The following is a 13805-nucleotide window of genomic DNA, read 5'->3' as shown; positions in this document are numbered from 1 at the left end:
ACATACGTCACTCCGCTTACGTCTTACGCCACCGGAGTCCGCCCGACATCCTCTTCCCACCCACCATGAGTGACCAGCGGGGCATGCACCCCCACCCACACCCGGAGGAGAGCCGCTTGACGAAAGCCCAGCCGCCCCACTCCACGACCGCGCGCCCCGCAGGGCGAGCCGACCGGCCAGCCTGGAACGGACCCCAGGGACATCGGTGTTTCCCAGGGGACCCCTCCCCCCCGCCCCCTCCCCACTGCTCTACCAGCGGTGGAGGGACGAGGGTCAAGGGTGGAGCGCAGCGACATCGGCGCAGCCGACGCGACGAAGGAGCGCCCTTGACGCTCGCCCCGGAACCGCGAACATCAAACCCAGGAGGGGGCGGGGCGCGGTGAGCAATGCACCACCGGGCCACGCCCGTCACACCTCGGCCCGAACCCGCACCCACCACACCAGCGCAGCCAACGCCCACCCCCAGCCCCCACCCCCGGTCACTCGCCCCCGGTCACCCCGTCAGCACGCCCTCCAGGAACGGCTCTATCGCCGCCCGCCACTCCTCCGGGCGGTCGTAGTGGACGAGATGGCCCGCGTCCGGCACCTCCGCGTACCGGCCTCTCGGGAGCACCCGGACCATTTCCTGGGCCTCGGCCCTGCCCAGCTCGCCGTCCAGGCCTCTGACCACCAGCGTGGGGCACTGGACCTGGGCCAGTTCGTCCCAGTGCGCGTCATGGACCCAGGTGTCGCGGGACGTCATCATCTGGCGGCGCGAGAAGACCGGGCGCCAGCCGTCCGGGCGTTCGGCCATGACCTCCGCGAAGAAGTCCCCGCGGGCCGGCGTGGGGCGCTCCAGCCAGGGGTCCTCCTCGCCGAACCACTTCCGGACGTCCGCGAGCGAGGCGAACGGCACCGGCCAGGTGCGGAACCAGTCGCCCCACTCCCGCTGGGACGCCGCGCCCAGCGCCGAGGCCCGCATGTCGCAGATGACCAGGGCGCGGACCAGGTCGGGGCGCTTGGCGGCCAACTGCCAGGCCGTGAGCGCGCCCATCGAGTGGCCTATGAGCGTGACGGGCGCGAGGCCCAGCCGCTCGATCACGGTCTCCGCGTCGTCGACGTACGCCTCGCGGGTGAAGGGGCCCTCCGGCGGCTTCTCGCTGTGGCCGTGGCCCCGCTGGTCGAACGCGACCACCCGGTGCCGGGCCGCGAGCCAGCGCGCCGTGCCGTCCCAGTGCGAGGCGCGGCCCATCAGGCCGTGCAGCAGTAAGACCCCGGAGCCGTCCACCGGGGAGCCTGCCGTGGCCCCCGGCGGGTCGGCGAACTCCCAGGCAGCGAGACGTACGCCGTCCGTTCCGGTTACATCGATACGCCGCACCATGCGTCCCGGCACCCCCTTCGGTCCCACCGACTCGCTCACGGACTCGGGGCCCGGGTCCCGGACCGACCGGTCCTGGACCCGCACCACGCCAGGCTATCGAACTCTTATTCGAACACGCGGGTCTCGTGTGTAACACCGCTCGTTCGAGTGACCACGCTCCAGGATTGCCGGGCGGCCTCCAGGGGAGATCTTCTCCGGGAGGCGGGCCGCTCGGGGATGACGGTCCGAAGGGGACGACCCTGGGAGCTCGGGGCTCCGGGTCGGCGTGGGGGCGGCCGGGCTCCGGTGCCGCGAGGCGCCGGGGCCCGGCTCGCGAGAAGCGCGCGCCGGGGCGCGCCGCCACCGGCCCCCGTCGCCGTACGAGCAGATCACGCCACGCATCAGCCGTCCCTCCCCCGCCGCCACGGACGCTCCCCACGTCCGCCGCGTCACCCCCCGAGCGCCCTCGGGCGCCCTCACCACCGGCAGCCCGCGACCGGGTCCGCCGGTCTCAGCGCTTGGCTACGAAGACGTGCGACGCCACCTCGGACACCAGCTCCGCCGCCTCGCCACTGCTCCCTACCAGTACCCCACCAGGCGACTCCGTCACACTCACCACAGAGCCGGGCTGTACGCCCGCCCGCCGCAGGGTGTACATGAGCTGGGCGTCCGTCTGGATCGGCTCACCGATCCGCCGTACGACGACGGTCTTGCCCTCGGCGCCCGGATCCAGCTCCGCCAGGCTCACCATCCCCGCGTCGAGGAAGGGGTCGGCCTCGGCCTTCTCGCCCAGCTCCTCCAGCCCCGGGATCGGGTTCCCGTACGGCGACTCCGTCGGGTGGCGCAGCAGTTCGAGCACCCGGCGCTCCACCGCCTCGCTCATCACGTGCTCCCAGCGACACGCCTCGGCGTGCACCTGCTCCCACTCCAGGCCGATGACATCGACCAGGAGGCATTCCGCGAGCCGGTGCTTGCGCATGACGCGCGTCGCCAGCCTGCGCCCTTCTTCCGTCAGCTCCAGATGCCGGTCGCCCGCGACCGTCACCAGGCCGTCGCGCTCCATCCGCGCCACGGTCTGGCTGACCGTCGGGCCGCTCTGATCGAGCCGCTCCGCGATCCGGGCGCGCATCGGGACCACACCTTCCTCTTCCAGCTCAAGGATGGTGCGGAGATACATCTCCGTCGTGTCGATCAGTCCGGACATTCGTGCCCCTCGAATAAATCGTGCGCTGGCCCTGACTCAATTCTGACGCATGCCACCGACAAGCGTGCCTCGCAGGAGAGCACGGTCCTTGGGACAGTCGCGCGGAGGCCGCGCGAAGACCGGCCGGGGAGACCCTGCGGAGCCGGGCCCCTCCCGGGCGGACAGCGGTGCGGACAGCGGTATTGACAGAGCAATGGTCCAGACCTCAACGTGATCCGCGGCACAGACATTCCCGCCCGGGAACCCGCCCCTGATCCCCACCTCCGGAAGGGGCTCCTCGATGAGCTCGACGAGCGAGAGCAAGCCTGCCGACCAGTTCTTCGACGCGGCGATCGGCCTGCTCCGGAGGGTACGGGAGGAACAGTCCGGGCGGATCGCCGCGGCCGGCACCGCGGTCGCCGACACGGTCGCCTCCGGGGGCCGGCTCTTCGCCTTCGGCGCCGGGCACTCCTCGCTCGCCGCGCAGGACGTCGTCTACCGGGCAGGCGGCTTCGCCACCATGAATCTGCTCGTCGTCCCCGGCGTCGTCGGTGTCGACGTCATGCCCGCCCCGCTCGGCTCCGCGCTGGAGCGGGTGGAGGGCCTGGCGGCGGCCGTGCTGGACTCCAGCCCCGCCACCGCCGGGGACCTGCTGGTGATCGTCTCCCTCTCCGGGCGGAACGCGCTGCCCGTCGAGATGGCCATGAACGCGCGGGCCCTGGGGCTGACGGTGATCGGGGTGACCTCCGTGGCGTACGCGACGCAGACGCGCTCCCGGCACCGCAGCGGGACGTTCCTGAAGGACCACTGCGACATCGTCCTCGACAGCGGGATCGCGGTCGGCGACGCGGAGCTGACGGCCCCGGGCGTAGCGGCGCCGTTCGCGCCAGCCTCCACGGTCGTCACCAGCGCCCTGATGCAGGCGATGATGGCCGCGGGCGCCGGGGAGCTGGCCGGGCGCGGCATCGAGCCGCCGCTGCTGCGGTCGGGCAATGTCGACGGCGGCACCGAGTGGAACGGCCGGGTGATGACCGAGAACCGGGACCGGATCTTCTACCGGCACTGATCCGCCCGCTCCTCCACTCTCTCCCGCTCCTCCGCTCTCTCCACTCCTCCCGTTTCTCCACGCCTCAGCTCCGCCGCGGCCACGACGCGCCTCGAAGCAGCGCTCCGACGCCTTCCGCGACACACGCCCGAAACTATCGCCGGGACGCGCCCGGGCGCCTCCGCGTCACCAATGCAACGTTCTTTCGCCCGCGCGACGGGATAGCCACGGGACCCCCGGTGAATACCGGGGTCTGCGGGAACCGTTCGCATGAACTCTGCTCGCACACACGATCCAGAACCGCCACTTTGCGTCACGAAAGGAACACTTGGCGGAATTTTGAGCTTTCATCTACAGGTAATGTTCAGGCAAAGTGGTGGAGGCTGCGGTGCTGCATCATTGGAGCTTCGGCACCGGGCATCCGTGTATCCACGTATCCACGCGAAGGAAAGGGCGAGCAGTGAGATTCCGACCGAGCCACGCGCTCACCCCGAGACGCAGGATTCACGCCGCCTGACCGGCCGGCTCTTATCCCGCTCTTATCTCGTTTCACCCCCCACTGACCCGACCACACCGCGCCCCGGCAAGACCGGGGGTGCAGGAGGCAGGCCATCATGAAGTCACTCATCGACCACGCCCGTTCGTTCTCCGTCCAGGTGGCGGAGCGTCCCGACGAGTTCCGTGAACTCGCCGCGGGGCAGGCGCCCCAAGCCCTCTTCATCACCTGCTCGGATTCCCGAGTCATCCCCTCCCTCATCACCGGCGCCCGCCCGGGGGAGCTGTTCGAACTGCGTACGGCGGGCAACATCGTCCCCTCGTACGACGAGCAGCGGCCCGGCGGGGAGACCGCCACCATCGAGTACGCGCTGCGCGTGCTCAACGTCCGCGACATCGTCGTCTGCGGTCATTCACACTGCGGCGCGGTGGGAGCCATGGTGCGCGGCGACGACCTGTCCGCCGTCCCGGCCGTGCGCGGCTGGCTGGACAACTGCGCGACCGGGCAGCCCTCCGCGCGCGAGCTCGCCCACGCCGTGCAGCAGCACGCCGCGGCGCAACTCGACACCCTGCGCGGCTATCCCGCGGTACGGGAGCGGCTCACCGACGGGCAACTCTCGCTGCACGCCTGGTACTACGAAGTGGACACCGGGGCCGTGAGCAGCCACCGGCCCGAGCTGGACGGGGACTTCAGACCGCTGTGAGCACGGCCCAGGGCACGACCTCAGCCACGGCAACCGGCCGTGGCTGAGGTCGTCCGACCCTGGCCGCACCACGTCGTTCGTCCCCGTCTCACAGCTAGGACACCCTCATGCTCACCCTCTTGAAGGACCGCCAGGTCCTCAGGCGCGACATCCTCGCGTCACTCGTCGTCTTCCTCGTCGCTCTGCCGCTCTGCGTGGGCGTCGCCGTCGCCTCCGGGGTGCCCGCCGAACTCGGCCTGGTCACCGGCATCGTCGGCGGCATCGTCGTGGGCTTCCTGCCCGGCAGCTCGCTCCAGGTGAGCGGCCCCGCCGCCGGGCTCACCGTCCTCGTCTACCAAGCCGTCCAGGACTTCGGTCTGGGCGCGCTCGGCGTCATCGTCCTCGTCTCCGGGCTGCTCCAGCTCGCGCTCGGGGCGTTCGGCCTCGGCCGCTGGTTCCGGGCCATCTCCATCGCCGTGGTGCAGGGCATGCTGGCCGGCATCGGCCTGGTGCTGGTCCTGGGCCAGGTGTACGCGATGGCCGACACCCCCCAGCCGTCCGGCGGCATCCCCAAGCTCACGGGCCTCCCGGGGCTGGTCGGCGAGATCTTCACGAACGGTACGGCGCTGACCGCGTTCGCCGTCGGCGCCGGTACGGTCGCCGTCCTCGTCCTGTGGCCCAAGCTCCCCGCGAAGGTCCGCGTGGTGCCGGGACCGCTGGCCGCCGTGGCGCTCGCCACCGGTGCGACGCTGCTGTTCGACCTGTCGATCGCCAAGGTCGAGGTGAAGGGCCTGCTGGAGTCCGTCAGCCCGCCCGGGCTCGGCGACTTCAGCCAGCTCGGCGGCGTCGCCGTACTCGGCACCGTCCTCGCCTTCACCCTGATCGCCTCGGCGGAGAGCCTGTTCAGCGCCGCCGCCGTCGACCGTATGCACGACGGGCCGCGCACCGACTACAACAAGGAGCTGATGGCCCAGGGCGTCGGCAACACGATCTGCGGCGCGCTCGGCGCGCTGCCCATGACCGCGGTCATCGTGCGCAGCGCCGCCAATGTCCAGGCGGGGGCGCGCACCTCGCTCTCCCGGATCCTGCACGGCGTGTGGCTGCTGCTCTTCGCGGCGCTGCTGCCCGCGGCGATCGGCGTGATCCCGCTGGCGGCGCTCGCGGGCGTCCTGGTGCACGCGGGGTGCAAGCTCATCCCCGTGAAGGACCTGGCCCCGCTGTGGCGGGAGCACCGCGGCGAGGCCGTGATCCTCGCCATCACGGCGATCGCGGTCCTGGTCACCAACCTCTTCGAGGGCGTGGTGCTCGGGCTGCTGCTCGCGGTGGTCAAGACGGCCTGGGAGATCTCGCACCTCCACGTCGACGTGCGGGAGCTCACCGGCGGCCGGCTGGTGGTCTCCGTGACGGGGAACGCGACGTTCCTGCGGCTGCCCCGGATCATGGAGCAGCTCGAAGCGCTGCCGAAGGACAAGCCGATCGAGCTGGACCTGTCGGGTCTGCGCCATGTCGACCACGCGTGCCGTATCGCCCTGGAGAACTGGGCACTGCGGCACAACGACGCGGAGACCGAGCCGGTCACGATGCTGCCGCCGGTGGCGGCGGCGGAGAACAGCTCGGGCACAGCCTGAGGTACGGCGCCGGACGGCTCAGCCTGTCCGGCGCCGTGTCCGTACGGGGCGTCCGCCTACCGCTCGGGAGGTTCCCGGCCCCGGCGGCTCCCCGCTCAGGCGTTCCGGGTTCAGGCGCTCCCCGCTCAGGCGTCCGTGTCCGGCAGCAGGGCCCTGAGGTCCAGGCAGGCGGCTATCCGTACGGTCACGTCCTCCGCGTACACCGCGTCGGGCCGTTCGAACTCGGTGCGGCTCGCGCCCCTGAGGAAGGTCACCACGCCCAGCGACCTGCCGCGGCTGCGCAGCACCGTGCACAGGGCGTGGACGGAGTCCTCCGGCCACTGCCGGGACGCCGCCCACACGGGCGCGGGCACCGGCTTCGGCGGCGGTGCGCCGGCGGCGCCGTACGCGTCGCCGCCGCCGTTCGCGCCGTTCCTGCCCGTCGGGGCGCTGGCCCGGACCGAGCCCGTACGGTCCATCGCCTGGAGCGCCGGATGCCCGGCCGCGTACCGCACCGGTAGGGAGCCCGACCCGGTCGGCGTGCTGGGCCCCGAGGCTCCGCCGCCCGGCGTGGCGACCGTACGGACGAGGCGTACGGGACCGGACGCACCGGAAGCGAGTCCTCCGGGGCGCCGGCCCTCCGCCACCAGATCGATCAGGGCGTGGTCGGCGAAGCCCGCCAGCGCGAAGTCCAGATAGACCGTCGCCGCCTCCATCGGGTCCTCGCACTCGGCCGCCGCCCGGCCCGCCCGGTGCAACTGGCTGCCGCGGAACCGCAGCCGGTCCGCCTCCTGCACGGCCAGCTTCTGCTCCGTCACGTCCTGGAACATCCAGCCCACACCCAGCGGAACCGGCTCCTCCGCCAGTGGTGACGCCAGCCGCAGGAAGCCGCACCGCCAGCAGCGCCGCCGCTCGCCGTCCGGGGTGCGGACCGTCATCCACAGCTCGGCGACGGCGGACGACGCGCCCTCCGACAGCACATGGTGGAGCGCCGACTCCAGCTCCTCCACGCCCTGTGTGATCAGCTCGCCCAGCGGCCGTCCCAGCACGGAGGCGCGCCCGGAGCCGAGCAGCCGCGCCGCGTGGACGTTGACGACGGTCGGCCGCAGATCGACGTCGACGAGGACGACACCCCAGGCCGCGTCCTCGAAAAGCGCTTCGCTGAGCGCGATGGACCGTTCGAGGTCGATCTGCTCATGGACCTCGCTGAAGGCGCTGTACACCCCGGCGGGCTTGCCGTCCGCGCCGCGCATCCCGGACGACTGCGTACGGATCAGGACCCGGCCGCCGTCCTTGCGCAGCAGGGCGAACTCGTCCACCTGCCGGTCGGGGCCGTCCATCACGGCCATCAGCCGCGCCTGGACCTCGTCCGCGTCGGCGGTCCGTACGGCCCACCCGGCGAAGCCGTGCCGGCCGACGGCCTCCTCGGCGGACCAGCCGAGTATCCGCTCCGCCTCGCGGTTCCAGTGCGTGATCACGCCGTCCGCGTCGAACGCGCAGAGCGCCGCGTCCATCCCGTCGAGCAGCGCCGCGAGCAGATCGGACCCCGGCCCGTCCCGGCCCGGCGCCGCCCGGCCCCCGGATCCGGCGCCGGCGTCCGCCCCGGAAGCGGACCCCGGTTCGTCCGGCCCGGGAGCATTGGCGGTCTCACTCCGAGAAGCACTCATGCTGGTACCCCCTGCGGGACGTCTCCGCCTGTGCCGCTGACTCTGCTGCCGCACCTACGATCATTCAACTCGATAGTGGCCCACCTCACACGTCGTTCCCCGAAATCGTCCCCGATCACCGGCTCCGGAAGCGACCCGTTAATTGGGTTGAGCGGTGGCGGTCCGCTTCCTAGAGTGGTGAGCACACCGAAAGGAGGTGATTCGGAAGTGATTTCTTTCCGGACTCGTGAGGTGGCTGCGGGCTGACAGCCCGACGTCGCACTCCGTGCGGAGCCGGTGAACCCGCCGGCCCAATCCACAGCAGTCACCGCCCCGCAGGCTCGCCGGTACGTCCGGCCGGCTCCTCCTCGGAGGAACCAGAGCCTGCGGGGTTCTGCTGTTCTACGGGGCTACGGGGCCAAGCCGTTACGGGGCTACGGCGCCAGGGGCTACGGGCAGAGCCGTTCCACCCGCCAGCCGGGCCGCCCGTCCGGGCCCTCACCGTGGACGTAGCGCAGCCGGTCGTGGAGCCGGTTCTCGTGGCCCTGCCAGAACTCGACCGTCTCCGGTCTGACCCGGAAGCCGCCCCAGTGCGGCGGCACCGGGACCTGCTCGCCCTCCGGATAGCGGGCCGCCAGGGCCTCGTACCGCTGGAGCAGGTCCTCGCGGGAGCCGATCGGGGTGGACTGGTCGCTGGCCCAGGCGCCGAGCTGGGAGCCGTGCGGGCGGGTGCGGAAGTACGCGGCCGTCTCGTCGCGGCCGGTCCGGACCGCCGTGCCCGTGACAATGATCTGCCGGGACAGCGGATGCCAGGGGAAGAGCAGCGAGACCTGGCGGTTGGCGGCGATCTCCCGGCCCTTGCGCGAGGTGTAGTTCGTGAAGAAGACGAAGCCGCGGCCGTCGTACCCCTTCAGCAGCACCGTGCGCGAGGACGGGCGGCCCTCGGGGGTGGCCGTGGAGACCACCATCGCGTTCGGCTCGGAGAAGCCGCAGGCCGCGGCCTCCTCGAACCAGCGGGCGAACTGGTCCATGGGAGTGGCGGCGAGGTCCATGTCCAGCAGGGGAGTGGTGCGGTACTGCTCACGCATCGTGGCGGGATCTGCGGGAACGGCGGGAGCGGCGGAAGCCGCGGAGGATTCCGGGGTCTCGTGAGGCACGGGATCATCCTGCCGCAGGGCCGAGTTTGCCCCGCACGGAGGACCGCCAACCCTCGGGGGACAAAATCTGGCAGTGTGCCGGTTATCACGCGCCGCCGCGTCTTTCCGTACCGTCGAAACCCGCCAAAATCTGGGGCAGGCCGACCACACCCCTGTGGTCCTCCCCACCACTCAGGCACCACCCCACACGTCACCACCTCACATGTCGCCACCCCACATGTCGCCACCGCACACGTCACGACACCGCACACGTGACGCCGCACACCACGCGAGGAGCCGCCTGATGTCCGACTTCGACACCTCCTTCGTCCCGGGACTCGAAGGCGTCGTCGCGTTCGAGACGGAGATCGCCGAACCGGACAAGGAGGGCGGCTCCCTGCGCTACCGGGGCGTCGACATCGAGGACCTGGTCGGGCAGGTGTCCTTCGGCAACGTCTGGGGCCTGCTGGTCGACGGGGCGTTCAACCCCGGTCTGCCGCCCGCCGAGCCCTTCCCGATCCCGGTCCACTCCGGGGACATCCGTGTCGACGTCCAGTCCGCCCTGGCCATGCTCGCGCCCGTCTGGGGGCTGAAGCCGCTCCTCGACATCGACGAGCGCACGGCCCGGGACAATCTGGCGCGCGCCGCCGTGATGGCGCTCTCGTACGTCGCCCAGTCGGCCCGCGGGCAGGGGCTGCCGATGGTCCCGCAGCGCGAGATCGACCAGGCGCACTCGGTCGTGGAGCGCTTCATGATCCGCTGGCGCGGCGAGCCGGACCCCCGGCACGTCAAGGCCGTCGACGCCTACTGGACGTCGGCCGCCGAGCACGGCATGAACGCCTCCACCTTCACCGCCCGGGTCATCGCCTCCACCGGCGCCGATGTCGCCGCCGCGCTCTCCGGCGCCGTCGGCGCGATGTCCGGGCCGCTCCACGGGGGCGCGCCCTCGCGCGTCCTCGGCATGATCGAGGAGATCGAGCGCACGGGCGACGCGACGGCGTACGTCAAGCAGGCGCTCGACCGGGGCGAGCGGCTGATGGGTTTCGGCCACCGGGTGTACCGGGCCGAGGACCCGCGGGCCCGGGTGCTGCGGCGTACGGCCCGGGAGCTGGCGGCGCCGCGCTTCGAGGTGGCGGAGGCGCTGGAGAAGGCCGCGCTGGAGGAGCTGCACGCGCGCAGGCCCGACCGGGTGCTGGCGACGAACGTGGAGTTCTGGGCGGCGATCGTGCTGGACTTCGCGGAGGTCCCCGCGCACATGTTCACGTCGATGTTCACCTGCGCCAGGACCGCCGGCTGGTCCGCGCACATCCTGGAGCAGAAGCGGACGGGGCGGCTGGTGCGCCCGTCGGCGCGGTACGTCGGGCCGGGGACGCGCGACCCCCGGGAGATCGACGGGTTCGACGACATCACCGGGATCGTCTGAGCCCGCCGGGATCGTCTGAGCCCGGCGGGGCCGTCCGAGACCGCCGGGGCGGGCGGCTTTCCCTCCGGGGCCGCTCAGCCCAGCGTCGCGTCCAGGATCCGCGCCCACTCGGCCACGACCCGCTCGCGCCGCCGCCGGTCGTCCGTCAGCAGCGTCGCGAGCCCCAGCCCGCGCGCCATGTCCAGCAGCCCCTGCACCGTCTCCCGTACGCCCGGCACGGATTCGTCCGCGCCCAGCAGCTCCACCGCGATCCGGTGCGTCTCCCGGCCGATCCGGGCCTCCAGCTCGGTGACCCGGGGCCGTAGCCGCTCCTCGTCCGAGGCCGCGACCCACAGGTGGAGCGCGGCGCGGAACAGCGGGCCCGTGTAGAGGGCCACGATGCCCTCCACCGCCGCGCGCCGGTGTCCCGGGCCCGCCGGGACCAGGGCGCGCAGCGCGGCGGACCGTTCCTCCGCGACCTGCTCGACGGCGGCCGTGAACAGGTCCTCCCTGGTCGGGAAGTGGTGCTGCGCCGCGCCACGCGAGACACCCGCCCGCTCGGCGACGACGGAGACCGTGGAGCCCGCCCAGCCGTACGCGGCGAGGCAGGCCACGGCCGCCTCCAGCAGCCGCTGCCGCGTGGCGCGGCTGCGCTCCTGCTTCGGCCCGAACGCCATCGCCTCCGGCGCCGTCGGCGGTCCCGGCGGTCCCAGTCGCCTCGGTGGCCCCTGTGACCCCTGTGACCCCTGTGGTTCTAGATCACCCATGCCGCGTCCCGCCGTTCGAGGAACGCCGCGATGCCCTCGCGCGCCTCCGGCGTCATGAAGAGCGTGGCGGAGCGCTGGACGAGGTCCTCCGCGTACCGGTCGAAGGCGTCCAGGACATCGACCGTCAGCAGCCGCTTGGACTCCGCGAGCCCCTGCGGCGAGGCGGCGCGCAGCGCGTCGAGGACGGGGGCGAGCGCGGCGTCCACCTCGTCGGCGGCCTCGGTGATCAGCCCGGCCGCGACCGCCTGTACGGCGTCGAAGCGCTCCCCGGTGAGGACGTGGCGGGCCGCCGCGCGCGGTGAGATCCGGGGCAGCAGCGGCAGCGAGATCACCGCCGGGGCGACCCCGATCCGTACCTCCGTGAACGCGAAGTCGGACGTACGGTCGGCCAGCGCGAGGTCGCACGCGCCGAGCAGCCCGAGCCCGCCGGCCCGGACATGGCCGCTGACCCGCGCGACGACGGGCTTGGGCAGGGCGACGATCTGCCGCATCAGGCCGACGAAGGTGTACGGGTTGGCCGGGGCCTTGAGGTCGGCGCCCGAGCAGAAGGTGGTGCCGGTGTGCGTGAGCACCACCGCCCGTACGGCCGGGTCGGCGCCGCAGGCCGCCAGCGCGTCGGAGAGCGCGTCGACCAGCCGCGCCGACAGGGCGTTGCGGTTCGCGGGCGAGTCGAGGGTCAGTGTGGTGATGCCCCGGTCGTGGGCGGTCGTCACCAGCGCGTCCGGGGGCTCCCGGGATTCCGTCGGCCGGGCGGACGGTGTGTTCGGTGTCACGTGTTCTCCCTTTCGCGGTCCCGCACCGTACGCTCCCGCACGTCCCGCTCCCGCGTTTCACGGTCCCGCGCTTCACGCTCCCGTGTTTCACGGCCCCGCGTTTCACGGTCCCGCAGTTCCCGTCGGAGAATCTTGCCGGACGCGGCGCGCGGCACGCCCCCGACGAACTCGACCCGGCGGACCTTCTTGTACGGGGCGACGCGGTCGGCGACGAACCTCATGACATCGGCCTCGGTCAGCTCCTCCGCGCCCGCGCGGCGTACGACGAACGCCTTGGGCACCTCGTTGCCGTCGTCCTCGTACACCCCGATCACCGCCGCGTCCGCGATGGAGTCGTGGGTGAGCAGCAGGGCCTCCAGATCGGCCGGGGCGACCTGGAAACCCTTGTACTTGATGAGTTCCTTGACCCGGTCGATGACGAAGAGCCATCCCTCCGCGTCCACCCGTCCGACATCGCCGGTGTGCACCCAGCCCGCCGGGTCGATCATCCCGGCCGTGGCCTCGGGGCGGCCGAGGTAGCCCTTCATGACCTGCGGGCCGCGCACCAGGATCTCGCCCTCGGCGCCGGGGGCGGCGTCGCGTTCCGTCCCCTCCTCGGCCGACAGGTCGAGGAGGCGCATCTCGGTGCTGGGCAGCAGCTTGCCGACGGTGCCGGGCGGCGGGTGCTCGGCGGTGAGCGGGACGACATGGCTGCCGGGCGACAGCTCCGTGAGGCCGTACGCCTGCCGCAGGGGCGGCAGGCCGAGCCGTGCCGCACAGGCGGCGGCGAGCGGGCGGGCCAGCGGGGCGGCGGCGCTCAGGACGTAGTCGAGCGAGGAGAGGTCGTACCGGGCGACGGCCGGGTGTCTGGCGAGGGCGAGCACGATGGGCGGGGCCACGTACAACCCGTTGACGCGGTACTTCTCGATGGCCGCGAGGAACTGGTCGAGGTCGAAGCGGGGCAGGACGACGACGGTCGCGCCGTGCCGCAGGGGCGCGTTCATCAGAGCGGTGAGGCCATATATGTGAAAGAAGGGCAGTACGGCCAGGATCCGGTCGCCGGGGCCCATCCCCATGACGGGTTCGAGCTGCGCCAGGTTGGTGGCGATCGAACGGTGGGTGAGCATCACGCCCTTGGGGACGCCGGTGGTGCCCGAGGAGTACGGGAGCGCCGCGACGTCCTCGCCGGGGTCGATGGCGATCTCGGGTAAGGGTGCGGACGACCGCGCCAGGTCGAGGACCGAGCGGTGTCCGCGCGCCCGGTCGCAGACGAAGATCTCCTCGATCCCACCGACCAACTCGGCGGCTCTTCGGGCCACTTCGAGTAACGGCGAGACGGTGACGATCCAGCGGGCGGCGGAGTCGCGGAGCTGGGCGGCGAGTTCTTCCGGGGTGGCGAGGGGATGGGCGGTGGTGACGGAGGCCCCGGCCCGGGTCGCCGCGTAGAACACCGCCGGATACGCGACGGTGTTGGGGCTGTGCAGGGCGAGGACATCGCCCTTGCACACCCCCGCGTCGGCGAACGCGGCGGCGATCCGCCGGTGCGCGGCGTCGAGTTGGGCGTATGTGGTGGACACGCCGGTCGTCCCGTCGATGAGCGCGACGGTGTCGCCGTACGCGGCGGCGCGGCCGAGCACGGCCTCGTGGATGGGCAGATCGACGGCCGGGACGTCCGCGTACTCGCTGCGGAACACATGGACCCCGTGGCCCTCCCGGACCCCGTCAACCCCGTGGTGCACCATGGCGGATC

At 72.4% G+C, this 13805-nt stretch carries 11 protein-coding genes; 4 read left to right on the top strand and 7 right to left on the bottom strand.

All coding sequences use genetic code 11. From position 1 onward, the window contains the following. Positions 1-493: 493 nt before the first annotated feature. Together ACIBJC_RS12965 and ACIBJC_RS12960 are read right to left on the bottom strand one after the other, a co-directional pair. A complete protein-coding gene (locus tag ACIBJC_RS12965) occupies positions 494-1360 on the bottom strand; it encodes an alpha/beta fold hydrolase (RefSeq protein ID WP_399292319.1) in 867 nt (288 codons plus the stop codon). A 490-nt stretch (positions 1361-1850) separates the two neighbouring features. Beyond that, on the bottom strand, positions 1851-2543 hold the full coding sequence (locus tag ACIBJC_RS12960) for a metal-dependent transcriptional regulator (RefSeq protein WP_329825003.1): 693 nt from the start codon (positions 2541-2543) through the stop codon (positions 1851-1853). A 280-nt stretch (positions 2544-2823) separates the two neighbouring features. Here ACIBJC_RS12960 and ACIBJC_RS12955 point away from each other — a divergent pair, with 280 nt between their 5' ends. The 3 genes from ACIBJC_RS12955 to ACIBJC_RS12945 all read left to right on the top strand — a co-directional run bounded on the left by ACIBJC_RS12955 (position 2824) and on the right by ACIBJC_RS12945 (position 6373). Then, positions 2824-3588 (top strand): SIS domain-containing protein, encoded by a 765-nt coding sequence (locus tag ACIBJC_RS12955; protein WP_399291481.1) that lies wholly within the window; start codon positions 2824-2826, stop codon positions 3586-3588. Between the two features lie 593 nt (positions 3589-4181). After that, positions 4182-4766: a carbonic anhydrase gene (locus ACIBJC_RS12950; protein WP_399291478.1), complete on the top strand. Its 585-nt coding sequence runs from the start codon at positions 4182-4184 to the stop codon at positions 4764-4766. A 107-nt stretch (positions 4767-4873) separates the two neighbouring features. Further along, a complete protein-coding gene (locus ACIBJC_RS12945; protein WP_399291475.1) occupies positions 4874-6373 on the top strand; it encodes a SulP family inorganic anion transporter in 1500 nt (499 codons plus the stop codon). 125 nt (positions 6374-6498) lie between these two features. Here the strand turns inward: ACIBJC_RS12945 and ACIBJC_RS12940 are convergent, their stop codons facing one another. Then, positions 6499-8019, bottom strand: a complete 1521-nt coding sequence (locus tag ACIBJC_RS12940; RefSeq protein WP_399291472.1) for a PAS domain-containing protein — start codon at positions 8017-8019, stop codon at positions 6499-6501. Positions 8020-8447: 428 nt separating this feature from the next. Next, entirely contained in the window at positions 8448-9086 is a 639-nt protein-coding gene (pdxH, locus tag ACIBJC_RS12935) for a pyridoxamine 5'-phosphate oxidase (RefSeq protein WP_399291469.1), read from the bottom strand. A 352-nt stretch (positions 9087-9438) separates the two neighbouring features. Between pdxH and ACIBJC_RS12930 the strand changes: the two genes are divergently transcribed. Beyond that, positions 9439-10557, top strand: a complete 1119-nt coding sequence (locus tag ACIBJC_RS12930; RefSeq protein WP_399291466.1) for a citrate synthase 2 — start codon at positions 9439-9441, stop codon at positions 10555-10557. Positions 10558-10631: 74 nt separating this feature from the next. Here the strand turns inward: ACIBJC_RS12930 and ACIBJC_RS12925 are convergent, their stop codons facing one another. The 3 genes from ACIBJC_RS12925 to ACIBJC_RS12915 form a co-directional block, all read right to left on the bottom strand. Next, positions 10632-11213 (bottom strand): TetR/AcrR family transcriptional regulator, encoded by a 582-nt coding sequence (locus ACIBJC_RS12925; RefSeq protein WP_399291463.1) that lies wholly within the window; start codon positions 11211-11213, stop codon positions 10632-10634. 77 nt (positions 11214-11290) lie between these two features. Beyond that, complete coding sequence (locus tag ACIBJC_RS12920; protein WP_399291460.1) at positions 11291-12076, bottom strand: enoyl-CoA hydratase family protein; 786 nt, start codon at positions 12074-12076, stop codon at positions 11291-11293. After that, positions 12073-13797 carry an AMP-binding protein gene (locus tag ACIBJC_RS12915; protein WP_399291457.1) on the bottom strand — a complete coding sequence of 575 codons (1725 nt, stop codon included), beginning with the start codon at positions 13795-13797 and terminating at the stop codon, positions 12073-12075. The genes ACIBJC_RS12920 and ACIBJC_RS12915 overlap by 4 nt, the downstream gene beginning before the upstream one ends. Positions 13798-13805 lie beyond the last annotated feature (8 nt).

Origin of the sequence: Streptomyces sp. NPDC050509, from assembly GCF_044457965.1 — a bacterium.
Taxonomy (GTDB): Bacteria; Actinomycetota; Actinomycetes; order Streptomycetales; family Streptomycetaceae; genus Streptomyces.
Note: the sequence above shows the minus strand (reverse complement) of the source record. Positions and strands in the feature narration are given on the sequence as shown.

What these genes read in the sequence shown, in the direction of transcription:
- ACIBJC_RS12930 (WP_399291466.1), top strand. Translation starts at nt 9,439, where the DNA reads ATGTCCGACTTCGACACCTCCTTCGTCCCGGGACTCGAAGGCGTCGTC.
- pdxH (WP_399291469.1), bottom strand. Translation starts at nt 9,086, where the DNA reads ATGCGTGAGCAGTACCGCACCACTCCCCTGCTGGACATGGACCTCGCC.
- ACIBJC_RS12950 (WP_399291478.1), top strand. Translation starts at nt 4,182, where the DNA reads ATGAAGTCACTCATCGACCACGCCCGTTCGTTCTCCGTCCAGGTGGCG.
- ACIBJC_RS12955 (WP_399291481.1), top strand. Translation starts at nt 2,824, where the DNA reads ATGAGCTCGACGAGCGAGAGCAAGCCTGCCGACCAGTTCTTCGACGCG.
- ACIBJC_RS12960 (WP_329825003.1), bottom strand. Translation starts at nt 2,543, where the DNA reads ATGTCCGGACTGATCGACACGACGGAGATGTATCTCCGCACCATCCTT.
- ACIBJC_RS12925 (WP_399291463.1), bottom strand. Translation starts at nt 11,213, where the DNA reads ATGGCGTTCGGGCCGAAGCAGGAGCGCAGCCGCGCCACGCGGCAGCGG.
- ACIBJC_RS12965 (WP_399292319.1), bottom strand. Translation starts at nt 1,360, where the DNA reads ATGGTGCGGCGTATCGATGTAACCGGAACGGACGGCGTACGTCTCGCT.
- ACIBJC_RS12945 (WP_399291475.1), top strand. Translation starts at nt 4,874, where the DNA reads ATGCTCACCCTCTTGAAGGACCGCCAGGTCCTCAGGCGCGACATCCTC.
- ACIBJC_RS12915 (WP_399291457.1), bottom strand. Translation starts at nt 13,797, where the DNA reads ATGGTGCACCACGGGGTTGACGGGGTCCGGGAGGGCCACGGGGTCCAT.
- ACIBJC_RS12940 (WP_399291472.1), bottom strand. Translation starts at nt 8,019, where the DNA reads ATGAGTGCTTCTCGGAGTGAGACCGCCAATGCTCCCGGGCCGGACGAA.